Origin of the sequence: Micromonospora sp. II (genome assembly GCF_001709195.1) — a bacterium.
Classification (GTDB): Bacteria; Actinomycetota; Actinomycetes; order Mycobacteriales; family Micromonosporaceae; genus Micromonospora; species Micromonospora chalcea.
The window spans coordinates 1-15,336 of the sequence record NZ_LYXF01000058.1; the positions used below are offsets into that span (position 1 = coordinate 1).

The 15,336-nt window shown below is 71.8% G+C and carries 14 protein-coding genes; 9 read left to right on the top strand and 5 right to left on the bottom strand.

Annotation, left to right across the window (positions count from 1 at the left end):
• The 5 genes from A8711_RS25295 to A8711_RS25315 form a co-directional block, all read left to right on the top strand.
• A partial coding sequence (locus A8711_RS25295) for an ABC transporter substrate-binding protein (RefSeq protein WP_255365691.1) occupies positions 1 to 1,013 on the top strand: 1,013 nt, incomplete at its 5' end.
• Between the two features lie 78 nt (positions 1,014 to 1,091).
• Positions 1,092 to 2,096, top strand: a complete 1,005-nt coding sequence (locus tag A8711_RS25300) for an ABC transporter permease (RefSeq protein WP_069089549.1) — start codon at positions 1,092 to 1,094, stop codon at positions 2,094 to 2,096.
• The gene (locus tag A8711_RS25305) at positions 2,093 to 3,061 is read left to right on the top strand and encodes an ABC transporter permease (RefSeq protein ID WP_069089550.1); all 969 of its coding nucleotides are present in this window, start codon (positions 2,093 to 2,095) and stop codon (positions 3,059 to 3,061) included. Before A8711_RS25300 ends, A8711_RS25305 begins: the two co-directional genes overlap by 4 nt.
• A 7-nt stretch (positions 3,062 to 3,068) precedes the next feature.
• On the top strand, positions 3,069 to 4,184 hold the full coding sequence (locus A8711_RS25310; protein ID WP_069089551.1) for an ABC transporter ATP-binding protein: 1,116 nt from the start codon (positions 3,069 to 3,071) through the stop codon (positions 4,182 to 4,184).
• Positions 4,181 to 5,284, top strand: coding sequence for an ABC transporter ATP-binding protein (locus A8711_RS25315; RefSeq protein ID WP_069089552.1), 1,104 nt, complete (start codon positions 4,181 to 4,183; stop codon positions 5,282 to 5,284). The genes A8711_RS25310 and A8711_RS25315 overlap by 4 nt, the downstream gene beginning before the upstream one ends.
• Positions 5,285 to 5,340: 56 nt before the next feature.
• On the opposite strand, the gene A8711_RS25320 is transcribed toward A8711_RS25315, so the two are convergent.
• On the bottom strand, positions 5,341 to 5,787 hold the full coding sequence (locus A8711_RS25320) for a hypothetical protein (protein WP_069089553.1): 447 nt from the start codon (positions 5,785 to 5,787) through the stop codon (positions 5,341 to 5,343).
• Positions 5,769 to 6,428: an HNH endonuclease family protein gene (locus A8711_RS25325; RefSeq protein ID WP_069089554.1), complete on the bottom strand. Its 660-nt coding sequence runs from the start codon at positions 6,426 to 6,428 to the stop codon at positions 5,769 to 5,771. Before A8711_RS25325 ends, A8711_RS25320 begins: the two co-directional genes overlap by 19 nt.
• A gap of 108 nt (positions 6,429 to 6,536) precedes the next feature.
• Between A8711_RS25325 and A8711_RS25330 the strand changes: the two genes are divergently transcribed.
• Positions 6,537 to 7,967 carry an MFS transporter gene (locus tag A8711_RS25330; RefSeq protein WP_069089555.1) on the top strand — a complete coding sequence of 477 codons (1,431 nt, stop codon included), beginning with the start codon at positions 6,537 to 6,539 and terminating at the stop codon, positions 7,965 to 7,967.
• A 52-nt stretch (positions 7,968 to 8,019) separates the two neighbouring features.
• Here A8711_RS25330 and leuA read toward each other — a convergent pair whose 3' ends face one another.
• On the bottom strand, positions 8,020 to 9,765 hold the full coding sequence (leuA, locus tag A8711_RS25335) for a 2-isopropylmalate synthase (RefSeq protein ID WP_043327846.1): 1,746 nt from the start codon (positions 9,763 to 9,765) through the stop codon (positions 8,020 to 8,022).
• 237 nt (positions 9,766 to 10,002) lie between these two features.
• Positions 10,003 to 11,277, bottom strand: a complete 1,275-nt coding sequence (locus A8711_RS25340; protein ID WP_069089556.1) for an MFS transporter — start codon at positions 11,275 to 11,277, stop codon at positions 10,003 to 10,005.
• Between the two features lie 71 nt (positions 11,278 to 11,348).
• Between A8711_RS25340 and A8711_RS25345 the strand changes: the two genes are divergently transcribed.
• The gene (locus tag A8711_RS25345) at positions 11,349 to 12,335 is read left to right on the top strand and encodes a DUF5937 family protein (protein WP_069089307.1); all 987 of its coding nucleotides are present in this window, start codon (positions 11,349 to 11,351) and stop codon (positions 12,333 to 12,335) included.
• 10 nt (positions 12,336 to 12,345) lie between these two features.
• Here A8711_RS25345 and A8711_RS25350 read toward each other — a convergent pair whose 3' ends face one another.
• Positions 12,346 to 13,110: a hypothetical protein gene (locus A8711_RS25350; protein WP_051611336.1), complete on the bottom strand. Its 765-nt coding sequence runs from the start codon at positions 13,108 to 13,110 to the stop codon at positions 12,346 to 12,348.
• Positions 13,111 to 13,348: 238 nt separating this feature from the next.
• On the opposite strand from A8711_RS25350, the gene A8711_RS25355 reads away from it, so the two are divergent.
• A complete protein-coding gene (locus A8711_RS25355) occupies positions 13,349 to 14,614 on the top strand; it encodes an aspartate kinase (protein ID WP_030502103.1) in 1,266 nt (421 codons plus the stop codon).
• Positions 14,615 to 14,620: 6 nt separating this feature from the next.
• On the top strand, positions 14,621 to 15,336 hold a 716-nt coding region (locus A8711_RS25360), incomplete at its 3' end, for an aspartate-semialdehyde dehydrogenase (protein WP_069089557.1).

The window sequence follows — 15,336 nt, forward strand, 5'->3', positions numbered from 1 at the left end:
TCAAGTACCCGGCGTACGCGATGGAGCACCCGACCGGCACCGGCCCGTTCAAGTTCAAGGCGTGGGACATCGCGAACAAGACGCTCACCATCGAGCGCAACGACGACTACCACGGCGAAAAGGCCAAGCTGAAGACCATCATCTTCAAGACGATCTCGGACGAGAACGCCCGCAAGCAGGCGCTCCGCTCGGGTGACATCCAGGGCTACGACCTCGTCGGCCCGGCGGACGTGGAGCCGCTGAAGAAGGAGGGCTTCAACGTCCTCACCCGGCCCGCCTTCAACATCCTCTACCTGGCGATCAACCAGAAGGGGAACCCGAAGCTGGCCGACCTGAAGGTCCGGCAGGCCATCGCGCACGCGCTGAACCGGCAGGCCCTGGTCGACTCGAAGCTCCCCCCGGGCGCCAAGGTCGCGATGAACTTCTTCCCGGACACCGTCGAGGGCTGGAACGGCGACGTCACCAAGTACGACTACGACCCGGCCAAGGCCAAGGCTCTGCTGGCCGAGGCGGGCGCGTCGAACCTGACGCTGCGGTTCCACTACCCGACCGAGGTCACCCGGCCGTACATGCCGAACCCGAAGGACATCTTCGAGCTGCTCTCGGCGGACCTCAAGGCGGTCGGCATCAACGTCCAGGCCATCCCGCTCAAGTGGAGCCCGGACTACCTGAACGCCACCACCTCCGGCAACAAGCACGACCTGCACTTCCTCGGCTGGACCGGTGACTACGGCGACGCGTACAACTTCATCGGCACCTTCTTCGACCGCCAGAAGGACGAGTGGGGCTTCAACAACCCCGCGCTCTTCGCGCAGTTCAAGGACGCCGACACCACCGCCGACGTGGCGGCCCGGACGGAGAAGTACAAGGCGCTGAACAAGACGATCATGGACTTCCTGCCGGGTGTGCCGATCTCGCACTCCCCGCCGGCGATCGTGTTCGGCAAGGACGTGACCGGGGTCAAGGCGAGCCCGCTCACCGACGAGCGGTACTCGAGCGCAGAGTTCAAGTGATCTGAACGCACCGTACGCGGGCGGGCGCTGTGACCACAGCGCCCGCCCGCACCCCTCCGCACCCCCTCCGAGGCGCCCGTGTTCCGGTTCATCGTCAGACGCCTGCTACAGCTGATACCCACGCTGTTCGGGCTCTCCGTTTTGCTGTTCATCTGGCTCCGCCGACTTCCCGGCGGTCCCGAGACCGCGATCCTCGGTGAACGGGGCACGCCCGAGTCCCGCGCCGCGATCCGGCGCAACCTCGGTCTCGACGAGCCGATCCTGGTTCAGTACGCCCGTTTCCTGCGGCGGATGATCCGGCTCGACCTGGGCACGTCGACCGGCACGAAGCGGGCCGTCACCACGGAGTTCCTGGAGCGGTTCCCCGGCACCGTCGAGCTGACCGTCATGGCCATGATCCTCGCGGTCGGCATCGGGATCCCGCTCGGCTACCTCGCCGCCCGCCGCCGCGGCCGGTTCCTCGACCACGCCTCGGTCGGCGGATCGCTCATCGGCATCTGCATCCCGGTCTTCTTCCTGGCGTACGTGCTCAAGGCGATCTTCGCCGAGAACCTGGGCTGGTTCCCCTCCAGTGGCCGGCAGGACCCGACCATCGGGGCGACCCGGGTCACCAACTTCTTCGTCCTCGACGGGATCATGACCCGCGAGTGGGACGCCGCCGCCGACGCGCTCTGGCACCTCGTGCTGCCGGGCATCGCGCTGGCGAGCATCCCGCTCGCGATCATCGTCCGGATCACCCGGGCCAGCGTCCTGGAGGTGCTCAACGAGGACTTCGTCCGGACCGCCGAGGCCAAGGGCCTGACCGAGCGGACCGTCCGTCGCCGGCACGTGCTGCGTAACGCGATGCTGCCGGTGGCCACCTCGATCGGTCTGCAGACCGGTCTCCTGCTCTCCGGCGCGGTGCTCACCGAGACCGTGTTCGCCTTCAGCGGCATCGGCGCGTTCGTCGCCGAGTCGATCAGCCAGCGCGACTATCCGGTGCTGATGGGCTTCATCATGATCATTGCGGTGGTGTACGTGCTGGTGAATCTCCTGGTCGACCTCTCCTACAGCGTGATCGACCCGAGGGTGAGGGTGCGATGACCATCACCGGAGGAAAGAAGCGCGAGAAGATCGACCGGCTCGCCGAACTGTCCGCCCGCGAGGACGAGCAGGGGGTGAGCCTCTGGAAGGAGGCGTTCCGCCGCCTGCGGCGCAACCCGGCGGCCATCATCGGCGTCGTCATCCTGGCCGTCTTCGTCCTGGTCGCGGTGATCGGGCCGTTCTTCGTCCCGTACAGCCCGACGGACTCGATCGGCATCCGGGAAGGGCTGGTCAAATCCGGCCAGGGCATCATCCCGGGCGCCTCCGCCGACCACTGGCTGGGCTTCGACCACCAGGGCCGGGACGAGTTCAGCCGGCTGGTCGTCGGGGCCCGGCAGACGCTGCTCGTCGGCGTGGTCTCCACCCTGATCGGTCTCGCGGTCGGCGCGCTGATCGGCGGCGTCGCCGGCGCGGCGGCCGGGCTGGGCGGACGCTGGGGCCGCTGGATCGACAGCACCCTGATGCGCTTCATCGACATGCTGCTGGCCATGCCGAGCCTGCTGCTCGCGGTGAGTATCGCGGCGCTGCTCGGCGCCAGCCTCACCACCGTGATGATCGCCGTCGGTGTGGTGTCCGTGCCGATCTTCGCCCGGCTGCTGCGCGGCTCGATGATCGCGCAGTCCAACAGCGACTACGTGCTGGCGGCGACGGCGCTCGGCGTGAAGCGGTCGAAGATCGCCCTCACCCACGTGGTGCCGAACTCGATCGCCCCGGTCATCGTCCAGGCCACGCTGACGCTGGCGACCGCGATCATCGAGGCCGCCGCGCTCTCCTTCCTCGGCCTCGGCAACCCCGACTCGGCCATCCCGGAGTGGGGCGTCATGCTCGCCGACGCGCAGCCGTACCTGGGCATCCGGCCGGGCCTGGCGATCTACCCGGCGCTCGGCATCATCATCACCGCGCTCGGTTTCACCCTGCTCGGCGAGGCGATGCGCGAGGCCCTCGACCCGAAGCTGCGGAAGTAGGTCTCTCATGGCACTGCTCGAAGTGGACGACCTCTCCGTCACGTTCGCCCGTCGTGGGCAGCGCACCGTGCGCGCGGTGGACGGGGTGTCCTTCTCGGTCGACGCCGGCGAGGTGGTCGGCCTGGTCGGCGAGTCCGGCTGCGGCAAGAGCGTCACGTCGCTGGCGATCATGGGGCTGCTGCCCAAGCAGCCGGGCCTGCGGGTCGGCGGCAAGGCGGTCTTCGACGGCACCGACCTGCTCCAGCTCGACGACCGGTCCCGCCGCGACATCCGCGGCCGGGACGTGGCGATGATCTTCCAGGATCCGCTCTCCTCGCTGAACCCGGTCATCCCGATCGGGCTGCAGGTGACCGAGGTGCTGACCCGCCACCGGGGGATGAAGGGCGAGGCGGCCGCCAAGGAGGCCGCCGAGCTGCTCGACCGGGTGGGCATCCCGGACCCGCGCCGCCGGCTCAAGGAGTACCCGCACCAGCTCTCCGGCGGCATGCGGCAGCGGGCGCTGATCGCCATGGCGGTCGCCTGCCAGCCCCGGCTGCTGATCGCCGACGAGCCGACCACCGCGCTCGACGTCACCATCCAGGCGCAGATCCTGGAGTTGCTGAAGGACCTGGTCCGCGACTCCGGCACCGCGCTGGTGATGATCACCCACGACCTCGGGGTGGTCGCCGGCATGTGCGACACCATCAACGTGCTCTACGCCGGCCGGGTGGTGGAGACGGCCACCCGCCGTCCGCTCTTCCGCCAGCCCCGGCACCCGTACACCGAGGGGTTGCTCGCTTCGGTGCCCCGCCTGGACGCCGGCCGTGGCGAACGGCTCAACCCCATCCCCGGCTCGGTGCGCGACGTGCTGCCCTGGCCGGACGGCTGCGCGTTCGCCCCGCGCTGCGCCCGCCGTGTCGACGAGTGCGTGGGCGAGCCGCCGGAGCTGGTGCTCACCCACGACGCGCGCAGCTACCGCTGCGTCAACCCGGTGCCGATCCCCGGCCTGACCCCGGAGGCGGAGGTCCGGGCCACCGCGCCGACGACCGCCGAGCCGGGTACGGTGCCGGCCCAGGCCGAGCCGGCCGACCCGCCCGCGGCGCCCGGTTTCGGACCGGCGCCGCGCGAGGAGGAGACCCCATGAGCGACAACGACATCCTCGTCGAGGTCCGCGACCTGAAGGTGCACTTCCCGATCCGGCGGGGCGTGCTCTTCGACCGGACCGTCGGGCACGTCAAAGCCGTCGACGGGGTCGACCTGAGCATCCCGCGCGGCAAGACGTACGGGCTGGTGGGCGAGTCGGGCTGCGGCAAGTCCACGCTCGGCCGGGCGCTGCTGCAGCTCACCCCGCCGACCGCCGGCGAGGTRCAGTTCGACGGCGTCGAGCTGACCACGCTGCCGGCCGGCAAGCTGCGGACGATGCGCCGCCGGATGCAGATGATCTTCCAGGATCCGATGTCCAGCCTGGACCCCCGGCAGAACGTCGAGTCGATCCTCACCGAGGGCCTCCAGACCCACGGCATCGGCGCCGACCGCAACGACCGGCGGCGGATCATCGGTGAGACGCTGGACGCGGTGGGACTGCCCAAGTGGGCGCTGTCCCGCTACCCGCACGAGTTCTCCGGCGGCCAGCGCCAGCGCATCGGCATCGCCCGCGCGCTCGTCCTCGGCCCGGAGCTGATCGTCGCCGACGAGCCGGTCTCCGCGCTCGACGTGTCGATCCAGGCGCAGGTGGTGAACCTGCTGGACGAACTCCAGGACAGCCTCGGCCTGACCTACCTGGTCATCGCGCACGACCTGGCGGTGGTGCGGCACATCTCCGACATCGTCGGCGTGATGTACCTGGGCGCGCTGGTCGAGGAGGCGCCGAGCGACCGGCTCTACACCGAGCCGCTGCACCCGTACACCCGGGCGCTGATGTCGGCGGTGCCGGTGCCGGACCCGGACGTGGAGGACCGGCGCGAGCGCATCCTGCTCGCCGGGGACCTGCCGTCGCCGGCCAACCCGCCGTCGGGCTGCCGGTTCCACACCCGCTGCCCGTGGGCGCAGCCGACCCGCTGCGCCGACGAGCGGCCGGAGCTGCGCCAGATCGGCGCCAGCCGGGTGGCCTGCCACTGGGCCGAGCAGATCGCCGCCGGTGAGCTGCGCCCGCACGAGGTGACCGCGAAGATCACCCGGCCGGAGGGCGAGGGTGAGGAGCCGGGCGTGGTCTCCGCGCCCAGCGAGCCCGGCTCGTACGTCTGATCCGACAATGGCGCGTCCCCACCGGGCCGGGTGGGGACGCGCCTTTTGTCTGTCGGTCAGCCCTCGGGGCGGTTGAGCAGCCCCACCGCGATCGTGTGCACGGCGTCCAGCGCCGCCGGGTCGGCCAGCGGCGCGGAACCGCCGGTGACCGCGTACCACTCGTCGGCGTCCTTGTACTGCACCCGCAGCGTCACCCGGCCGTCGGCGTGCTCGGTGCGCAGCGTCAGCTCGCCGGTCACCACGCCCACCTCGTCGGTCATGACCCCGCCCGGACCGGGGACGATGTCGGTGGTCCGGTCCGCCGGTCCGGCCGGCGCGCCCCCGGCCGGCGCCCCCGGCACCGCGTCGGCGGTCATGCCCGCCCCGGCGACGTCCGCCGACTCCGGCTGCCGGCCGTCCGCCGTCATCCCGGCCGAGGCCGGACCGGCGGGTGCGGCGTCTGTCTCCGGCGTGCCCGCCGGGGCCGGTGTGGCGTCCGGCCCGGTCACGGTTTGCTCGCCCATGTGCAGCCCTCCAGCATGTCGGTGAGAGCGGCCTTCTCGGCACTTGTCACAGTCAGCCGCCAGTAGTGCTTGACCGTCACCCAGTCCGCCGCGTACTGACACCAGGACGACCGGTTCGGCGGCTTCCACTGGGACGGATCCTGGTCACCCTTTGCCCGGTTGGACCGCGCCGAAACCGCGATGAGCTGCGGCCGGGTCAGGTCGTTGGCGAAGTCGCCGCGCTTCGAGTCGTCCCACTCGTCCGCGCCCGACCGCCACGCGGCGGCCAGCGGCACCGTGTGGTCGATGTCCACGCCCGACGGATCGGTCAGCACCACACCGTCGTAGACGCTCTCCCACCGGCCACCCACCACGTTGCAGCCGGACAGCTTGATGTCCTCGCCGTCGCGCTGCAGCACGCTGTCGCGTACGTCGCAGTTCTTGCCGGTGCCCCGCCAGTGCGGGAAGCGGGAACGGCTGTAGCCCTTCATCGACCCGGCGGTGGCCACTGTCAGCTCACCGAGCTGCTTGTTGACGTTCCCGGCGGCGCTCGGCGGCGCCTCCGGCTCGGTGACCGACACCTCGCAGCCGGCCACGCCGAGGGCGAGCACCGCGCTCAGCGCGGCCGCCAGCCCGGCTCGGGCTCCTGATCTCGTACGCACAGACGACACCTCTCCAGCTTGCGTGCTCCGGGCGAGTCCGCACAGTACCCGGCGGCGGTTTCTGCGATTCGTGGCGTCGAGGATGGGCGGCGGGCAGAGTGGTGAGACGTGACCGCACCCGCACCCGCTCCCGCGCTGCGTACCGGCTCCGCCGCCGGACGCGGCACGCTGCTCGCCGCGATCCTCGCCTCCGGCATGGTGTTCCTCGACAGCACTGTCGTCAACGTCGCGCTGCCGCGCCTCGGCGCGGAGCTGGACGCCACTGTCGCCGGTCTGCAGTGGACCGTGAACGGCTACCTGCTCATGCTTGCCGCGTTCGTGCTGCTCGGCGGCGCGCTCGGGGACCGGTTCGGGCGGCGGCGCATATTCCTGCTCGGCGTGGTCTGGTTCGCGGTGGCGTCGGTGCTCTGCGGGCTCGCCCAGGACACCGGCTGGCTCATCGCCGCCCGGTTCCTCCAGGGCTCCGGCGGGGCGCTGCTCACCCCCGGGTCGCTGTCGGTGCTCCAGGCCAGCTTCCACCCGGACGACAGGGGCCGGGCCATCGGCACCTGGTCCGGACTGTCCGGCGTGTCCACAGCGCTCGGCCCGCTGCTCGGCGGCTGGCTCATCGACACGCTCTCCTGGCGGTGGATCTTCTTCGTCAACCTGCCGTTGGCCGTGGGCGTGGTGTTCGCCGCGCTGCGCTGGGTGCCGGAGAGCCGCGACGAGGCGGCGTCTCGTACCGGAAAGGGGCGGCGGTTCGACGTGGCCGGTGCGCTGCTCGGCGCGCTCGCGCTCGGCGGAGTCACGTACGCGCTGATCGACGCCCCGGCGCGCGGCGCCTCCCCGGCGGTGCTGGTCGCGGCAGTGCTCGGGGTGGTCGCCGTGGTGGTGTTCGTGCTGGTCGAGCGGCGGCGCGGCGACACCGCGATGCTGCCCACCGGGCTGTTCTCCAGCCGGCTGTTCTCCGTGCTGAACGTCTTCACCGTCGTGGTGTACGCCGCGCTCGGCGGGTTCACCTTCTTCCTCGCCGTCTACCTGCAGAACGTGGTCGGCTGGTCGGCGCTGCTCACCGGCCTGGCCACAGTGCCGATGACGGTGCTGCTGCTGGTCGGCTCACCGCGCGCGGGCGCGCTGTCGGCCCGCATCGGTCCCCGGCTGCCGCTCACCGTCGGCCCGGTGATCGCCGCCGTGGGTCTGCTGCTGCTGCGCCGGGTCGGGCCTGGTGCGTCGTACTGGGTGGACGTGCTGCCGGGCGTGGCGCTGTTCGGCGCCGGGCTCACGCTCGTGGTCGCGCCGCTGACCACGTCGGTGCTCGGCGCGGTCTCGGACCGGTTCGCCGGGGTGGCGAGCGGCTTCAACAACGCCGCGTCCCGGGCCGGCGGCCTGCTCGCGGTGGCCGCGCTGCCGCTGCTGGTCGGGCTGTCGGGCACCGGGTACGAGCAGAAGGGCGCGCTGGCAGGCGCGTACCGGGGGGCGTTGGCGTGGTGCGCGGGGCTGCTGCTCGCCGGCGCGGTACTAGCCGCCGTGCTGATCCACCGCCCCGGGCGGAAGCGTTAAGAAGGGCCCCCTCCTATGCAGAATGCGTTAAGAAGGGGCCCTTCCTTACACCTCAGGCGCGGGTGCGGTTCACCGCGCTCGTGACCGCCTTGATCGAGGCGGTGACGATGTTCGCGTCCACCCCGACGCCCCACACCGTACGGCCGTCCACCTCGCACTCCACGTACGCGGCGGCCTGCGCGTCCCCACCGGAGGACAGCGCGTGCTCGTGGTAGTCGAGCACCCGTACCGCCACGCCCAGGGACTGCAGCGCGTTGACGTACGCGTCGATCGGGCCGTTGCCGACGGAGGTCAGCGCGCGGGTCTCCCCGCCGAAGCCGACGCGGGCGTCGATCTCGACCTTGCCGTCGACGGTGCCGATGGTGTACTCGGCCAGCTTCACGGCCGGGTCGACCTGGTGGTCGACCAGGTAGTTGCGGGCGAAGATATCCCACATCGAGCCCGGCTCGACCTCGCCGCCGTCGTGGTCGGTGACCTGCTGCACCACGCCGGAGAACTCGATCTGGAGGCGGCGCGGCAGGTCGAGCTGGTGCTCGGTCTTCATGATGTACGCGACGCCGCCCTTGCCGGACTGCGAGTTGACCCGGATGACCGCCTCGTAGGTGCGGCCCAGGTCCTTCGGGTCGATCGGCAGGTAGGGCACCGCCCAGGTGAAGTCGTCCACCGGCACCCCGGCCGCCGCCGCGTCGGCGTTCAGCGCGGCGAAGCCCTTGTTGATCGCGTCCTGGTGGGAGCCGGAGAACGCGGTGTAGACCAGGTCGCCCGCGTACGGGTGGCGCTCGTGCACCGGCAGCTGGTTGCAGTACTCGACGGCGCGCTTGATCTCGTCGATGTTCGAGAAGTCGATCATCGGGTCGATGCCCTGGGAGAACATGTTCAGGCCCAGCGTCACCAGGTCGACGTTGCCGGTGCGCTCACCGTTGCCGAACAGGCAGCCCTCGATCCGGTCCGCGCCGGCCAGCAGGCCCAGCTCGGCGGCGGCCACGCCGGTGCCCCGGTCGTTGTGCGGGTGCAGGCTCAGCACCAGGCTGTCCCGCCGGGGCAGACGCCGGTGCATCCACTCGATCGAGTCGGCGTAGACGTTCGGCATCGCCATCTCGACCGTGGCCGGCAGGTTGATGATCAGCTTCCGGTCCGGCGTCGGGTCGATCACGTCGATCACCGCCGAGCAGACCTCCAGCGCGTACTCCAGCTCGGTGCCCGTGTACGACTCCGGCGAGTACTCGTAGTGGATGTCGGTGTCGGGGGTGTGGATCTCCGCGTACTTCTGGCACAGCCGCGCGCCCTGGGTGGCGATGTCGGTGATGCCGTCGCGGTCCAGGCCGAAGACCACCCGGCGCTGCAGCGTCGAGGTGGAGTTGTAGAAGTGCACGATGGCCCGGCGGGCGCCGCGCAGCGACTCGAAGGTCCGCTCGATCAGGTGCTCCCGGCACTGGGTCAGCACCTGGATGGTGACGTCCTCCGGGATCAGGTCCTGCTCGATCAGCTGCCGTACGAAGTCGTAGTCGGTCTGGCTCGCCGACGGGAAGCCGACCTCGATCTCCTTGTAGCCCATCTGCACCAGGAGCTGGAACATCCGGCGCTTACGCTCGGGCGACATCGGGTCGATCAGCGCCTGGTTGCCGTCGCGGAGGTCGACTGCGCACCAGCGGGGCGCGGCCTCGACGCGGCGGGTGGGCCAGGAGCGGTCCGGCAGGTCGACGCCGAACTCCCTGTCGTACGGGACGTAGCGGTGGACCGGCATCCGGCTGGGGCGCTGGCTGGCGAACGGATCGGTGGCGGTGACAGGTTGAGCCATCTCGGAGTGCTCCCTGGAACATGTGGCGTCAGCAGATCGGAAAGGTGTCGGCGGGCTGCCGGGCGACGGTGCGCGGCGGTGCCGAGAGAAGATCGGATGTGCTGGACGGCGCGTAGCGACTCCGCGACGAGGTGCCGGCCGGTCAGGCCTCGTCGCGGCAGCCAAGGAGAAGGTACGCGCGCCACATGACAAGGTCACCCTACGTGGTGGGACGTGCGGTGGGAAGGCTGGTCCGGACTATGGGACCAGAGTCACGGAGCCGGAGGGCTTCGCCACGTCCGGTAGCCGAGGTGTCCGTTCCGCCTGGGCGACAGCGGGCACGATCGCCAGTCCGACGAGGATGAAGATCGCCGCGGCCGGGTACCAGCCCCAGCCGCCGGTGCTCACGCCGAGCGCGGTCAGCCCGGCCGGAGCGATCAGGAACTGCAACTGGGAGCCGAGCCCGAACGCGCCGACGTACGCGCCGCGCTGGGCGGCGGGTGGCAGCGTGGCGGTGAGTCCCCAGGCGCCCGCCGACTCGATCAGCTCCGCCAGGATGAGCAGTGTCGCGGCGGCCACCAGCGCGACCACGGTGAGCGCTCCCCGGGTCGCGCCGGAAATCGGCAGGACCAGGCAGAACAGGGCGATCAAAACCGCGCCCCGACGGGACGCCCGGGCCGCGCCCGGCGCGTCGTCCGCGCCCCGGCTGGCGCGTACCTGGAACAGCACGATCAGCACGGTGTTGAGCAGCACCAGCCCGGCGATGATCGTCTTCGGCGCGTCGGTGTGGGTGAGGATCCACAGCGGCATCACCGTCAGGTAGAGCGTCTGGTGCGCGGTGAGCAGCCCGGAGAGCAGCGCGACGGTCATGAACGGCCGGTCCCGCAGCACCGCCAGCCGGCTCATCGGCTCGGCCGTGCGGGTCACCTCCGGCAGTCGCGGCAGCCGGCGGACGAAACCGGCGGTCACCAGGAAGACCACGGCGATGAACCAGACCATCCCGCGGTACGCCCAGATCGTGTCGACGGCCAGCACCAGGCCGCTGATCAGCGCGCCGATCCCGAAGCCGACGTTCAGCGAGGAGCGCTGGTAGGCCATGGCGGTGACCCGTTCCTCCGGGCGCAGCACGTTGATCGAGTAGACCTGGCGGGCCACGCCGGTCGCCGCGCCCGTCACGGCCAGCGCGATCACCACCGCGAGGAACCCGGCGAAGCCGCCGACGAACGGGTACGCCGCGAACAGCGCCGCGTCCAGCAACAGGCAGACGATCCACACCCGCTGCGGCCCGTACCGGTCGGTGAGCCCGCCCAGCGGCACGGTGCCGAGCAGTGACGCGCCGGCGGCGAGGGAGAGGCCGAGACCCACCTGGGCCGGACTCAGCCCGAGCGCCCGGGTGAAGAACACGGCGCTGCCCGCCTGGAACAGTCCGGTGCCGACGGCGTAGACCATCGCCTGCACGGCCAGGGCGCGGGTCAGCCCGGCCGGTGGTACGACGTCGCGGACGGCGGTGCGGATGCTCTCTCTGGCCCCCATGACCGATGAGCAGATCGTGCCCCCCACGCGCCGGTCGAGCCTTTTAGGCTGAGTCGAATCGGGGGGTGCGCATGTCCGAGTTGCGGTTCACGCTGGCCGACGTCGCGGGCGTGCGGTTCGGTGTGTCGCCGGCCAACGAGACGGTCATGAGCATGTGGGCGCTCGCCGATCCGGCCCGCTATCCGGTGCACCTGCAGTGGATCGACCGGGCCCGGGCGACGCTGCGCCGCCCGGAGGTGGCCGAGCGGGTCGCTCCGCTGGTGCACCTCACCCTGCCGCGCCGCTGGCTGCCCGACTTCCTCACCCCGGCGGCCCGCCCCGGGGTGGAGATGGACGGCCAGCTCGACCAGATCGCCGCGACGCCGCCCGACGTGGTGGTCCGGGACCTGCTGGCGACCACGCCGAGCGGACCACTACGCCCGTTCGGGCGGGCGTTGCTCGCCGACCCGACCGAGCTGTTGCCGCCGCTCGTCGAGGCGATGCGGGTCTGGTACGACGAGGCGATCGCCCCGGACTGGCCGCGGATGCGAGCGGTGCTCGACGCCGACGTCGCGTACCGGGCGGCCCAGCTCGCCGAGGGCGGGACGGGGAATCTGTTCGAGCGGCTCCACCCCGGCCTGCGGTGGCTCGGCGACCGGGTGGTCAGCGACGACCCGTTCGAGCGGGACTTCGACCTGCGGGGGCGAGGGCTGGCGTTGAACCCGAGCGTGTTCAGCCGCCAGCGGGTGCTGTGGAACCTGCTGGAGGACTCGTTGCCGGCCGCGGCGTACCCGGTTCGGGCGGTCGGGACGCTGTGGGAACGCGGACCTGAACCGGCCGGCGACGCGCTCGCCCGGGTGGTCGGCGGCGGTCGGGCCGCCCTGCTGAACCTGCTCGACGCGGCGACGACCACCACGGACCTCGCCCGGCTCACCGGGCTGTCCGCCGGGAACGTGTCCCAGCACCTCTCCGCGCTGCACGCCGCCGGTCTCGTCACCCGGTCCCGCGCCGGGCGGCACGTGCTCTACCGCAACACCGAGGTCGGTGCCGCGTTGCTCCGCGCCGCGCGGGGCGGCTGAGCGGAACGCGTCACGGCGCTCCAGGGCTCGGGGCGTCCCGGCTCACCGGCTCGCCGTCGGTCACCGCGCCGGCCAGCTCGACGGTGCCCGGCGCGGCGCCGGGCTCGCCGGTCAGCGTCAGCGTGCCGAAGCCGGCCCGGACCGCCGCCGGTGTGCCGTCCTCCCGGAAGCAGTAGATGCCCACGTCCAACGGCGCGTTCAGCGAGGCGGAGGTCGTGTCGACCGAGTAGCACCGGCCGGTGACGCCGGGCAGCGGCGCGGCGGGGGAGACAGCGAGCGGCGCGCGCCTGTCGGTCAGCACCTCCAGCCAGTCGGTGAACGGGTGCTGCACCCGGGGGTCCAGCCGGCGGGGCACCGCGTCGTCGGCGTCGCCGAGCCGGACACAGCTGGCCGCCTGCGTCCAGCCGGCCGAGGGCAGCGCGCACTGGAACAGCCCGTCGGAGGTGGCGGCGAGCGAGACGTCCACCGTCCCGTCCCGCCCCCAGCCGGGCACGTCGACCCGCCAGCTGCCGTCGTTGGCGCTGGTCACCGCCACCGTGCGGGGAGCGCCTTCGGCCGGGGTGAAGGAGTACGCGGCGGTGTGGTGCCGGTCCTGCGCGGCGGCGGCCAGCCCGGCCAGCTCGTCGCGGGCGGCGTCCACCTGCACCGGCACCGGGTCGGCGGAGCCGGTGGGCGCCGTCTCGGGCCGGTCGTTCACACAGGCGGCCAGCAGCGTCGGCAGGATGAGCGCGAGCGCGCCGGTCGCCCGGCGGGCCGCGCGTCGATGAGCGTGCACCGGCTCATTCTGCGTCGTCCGGGCGGCCGCGGACAGCCCACCGTACGGCTGTACCGCTTGGCGTGTCGCGTACTCCCGGGCTGGTGAGCCGCCCCACGCCGGGGCCGGATGGTGGGATCACCCGACCCGGCGTCGCGGGCCGCCCGATAGGCTGAGGCGGTCTGACACGCGCCGCCGGACCGAGAGACCCGGCGGCGTCGGCACGCTCAGGGTCGTCGCTGGGAGGGAGTGCACCGTCGTGGCACTCGTGGTGCAGAAGTACGGCGGGTCCTCCGTCGCCAACGCCGAGCGGATCAAGCGGGTGGCCGAGCGCATCGTGGCCGCGCGCAAGGCCGGCGACGACGTGGTCGTGGTGGTGTCCGCCATGGGCGACACCACCGACGAGCTGCTCGACCTCGCCAACCAGGTCAGCCCGCTGCCGCCCGGCCGCGAGCTGGACATGCTGCTCACCGCCGGGGAGCGGATCTCCATGGCGCTGCTCGCCATGGCCATCCACAACCTGGGGTACGAGGCCCGCTCGTTCACCGGTTCCCAGGCGGGCGTGATCACCACCTCGGTGCACGGCCGGGCCCGGATCATCGACGTGACCCCGGGGCGGCTCAAGGGCGCGCTGGACGAGGGCGCGGTGGTCATCGTCGCCGGCTTCCAGGGCGTCTCGCAGGACACCAAGGACGTCACCACGCTCGGGCGGGGCGGCTCGGACACCACCGCCGTGGCGCTCGCCGCCGCGCTGGAGGCGGACGTCTGCGAGATCTACACCGATGTGGACGGCATCTTCACCGCCGACCCGCGGATCGTGCCGAACGCCCGGCACATCACCCGGATCACCTACGAGGAGATGCTGGAGCTGGCCGCCTGCGGCGCGAAGGTGCTGCATCTGCGCAGCGTCGAGTACGCGCGGCGCGCGGGCTTGCCGATCCACGTCCGTTCGTCATACTCGACCAACACCGGCACGATGGTCACCGGATCGATGGAGGACCTTCCTGTGGAACAGGCACTGATCACCGGGGTCGCCCACGACCGCAGCGAAGCGAAGATCACGATCGTCGGCGTGCCCGACGAGCCGGGCGCCGCCGCGCGCATCTTCGACACGGTCGCCGGCGCGGAGATCAACATCGACATGATCGTGCAGAACGTGTCCACCGAGGGCACCGGCCGCACCGACATCTCGTTCACGCTGCCCAAGGCGGACGGCCCGACCGCGATGACCGCGCTCAGCAAGATCCAGGAGACGGTCAAGTTCAAGGGCCTGCTCTACGACGACCACGTCGGCAAGGTCAGCCTGATCGGCGCCGGCATGCGCTCGCACCCGGGCGTGGCCGCCGGCTTCTTCGCCGCCCTCGGCGCGGCCGGCGTCAACATCGAGATGATCTCCACCTCGGAGATCCGGGTCTCCGTGGTCTGCCGCGACACCGACCTGGACAAGGCGGTCCGCGCCATCCACGACGCCTTCGAGCTGGGTGGTGACACCGAAGCCGTCGTCTACGCCGGCACCGGGCGGTAACGCGCCGTGGCGTCGCTGCCCACCCTCGCCGTGGTCGGGGCGACAGGTGCCGTCGGTACGGTGATGTGCCAGATCCTCTCCTCCCGGCGCAACGTGTGGGGCGAGATCCGGCTGCTCGCCTCCGAGCGGTCGGCCGGCCGGCGCATGCAGTGCCGGGGCGAGGAGCTGACCGTCCAGGCCCTCACCGCGGACGCTCTCGACGGCGTCGACGTGGCCATGTTCGACGTGCCGGACGACGTGTCGGCGCAGTGGGCCCCGGTCGCCGTCGCGCGCGGCGCGGTGGTGGTCGACAACTCCGGCGCGTTCCGGATGGACCGCGAGGTGCCGCTCGTCGTCCCCGAGATCAACCCCGACCAGGTACGCAACCGACCCCGGGGCATCATCGCCAACGCCAACTGCACCACGCTGGCCATGATCGTGGCGATCGCCCCGCTGCACCGCGCGTACGGCCTGCGCGAGCTGGTGCTCGCGTCGTACCAGGCGGTGTCCGGGGCCGGGCAGGCCGGCGTGGACGCGCTGCACCTGCAGCTCGGCAAGATCGCCGGGGACCGGGCGCTCGGCTCCCGCGCCGGCGACGTGCGCCAGGCCGTCGGCGACGAGCTGGGTCCGTTCCCGGCGCCGCTGGCGCTCAACGTCGTACCGTGGGCGGGCTCGCTCGCAGACGACGGCTGGTCGTCGGAGGAGTTGAAGCTCCGCAACGAGTCCCGCAAGATCCTCGGGCT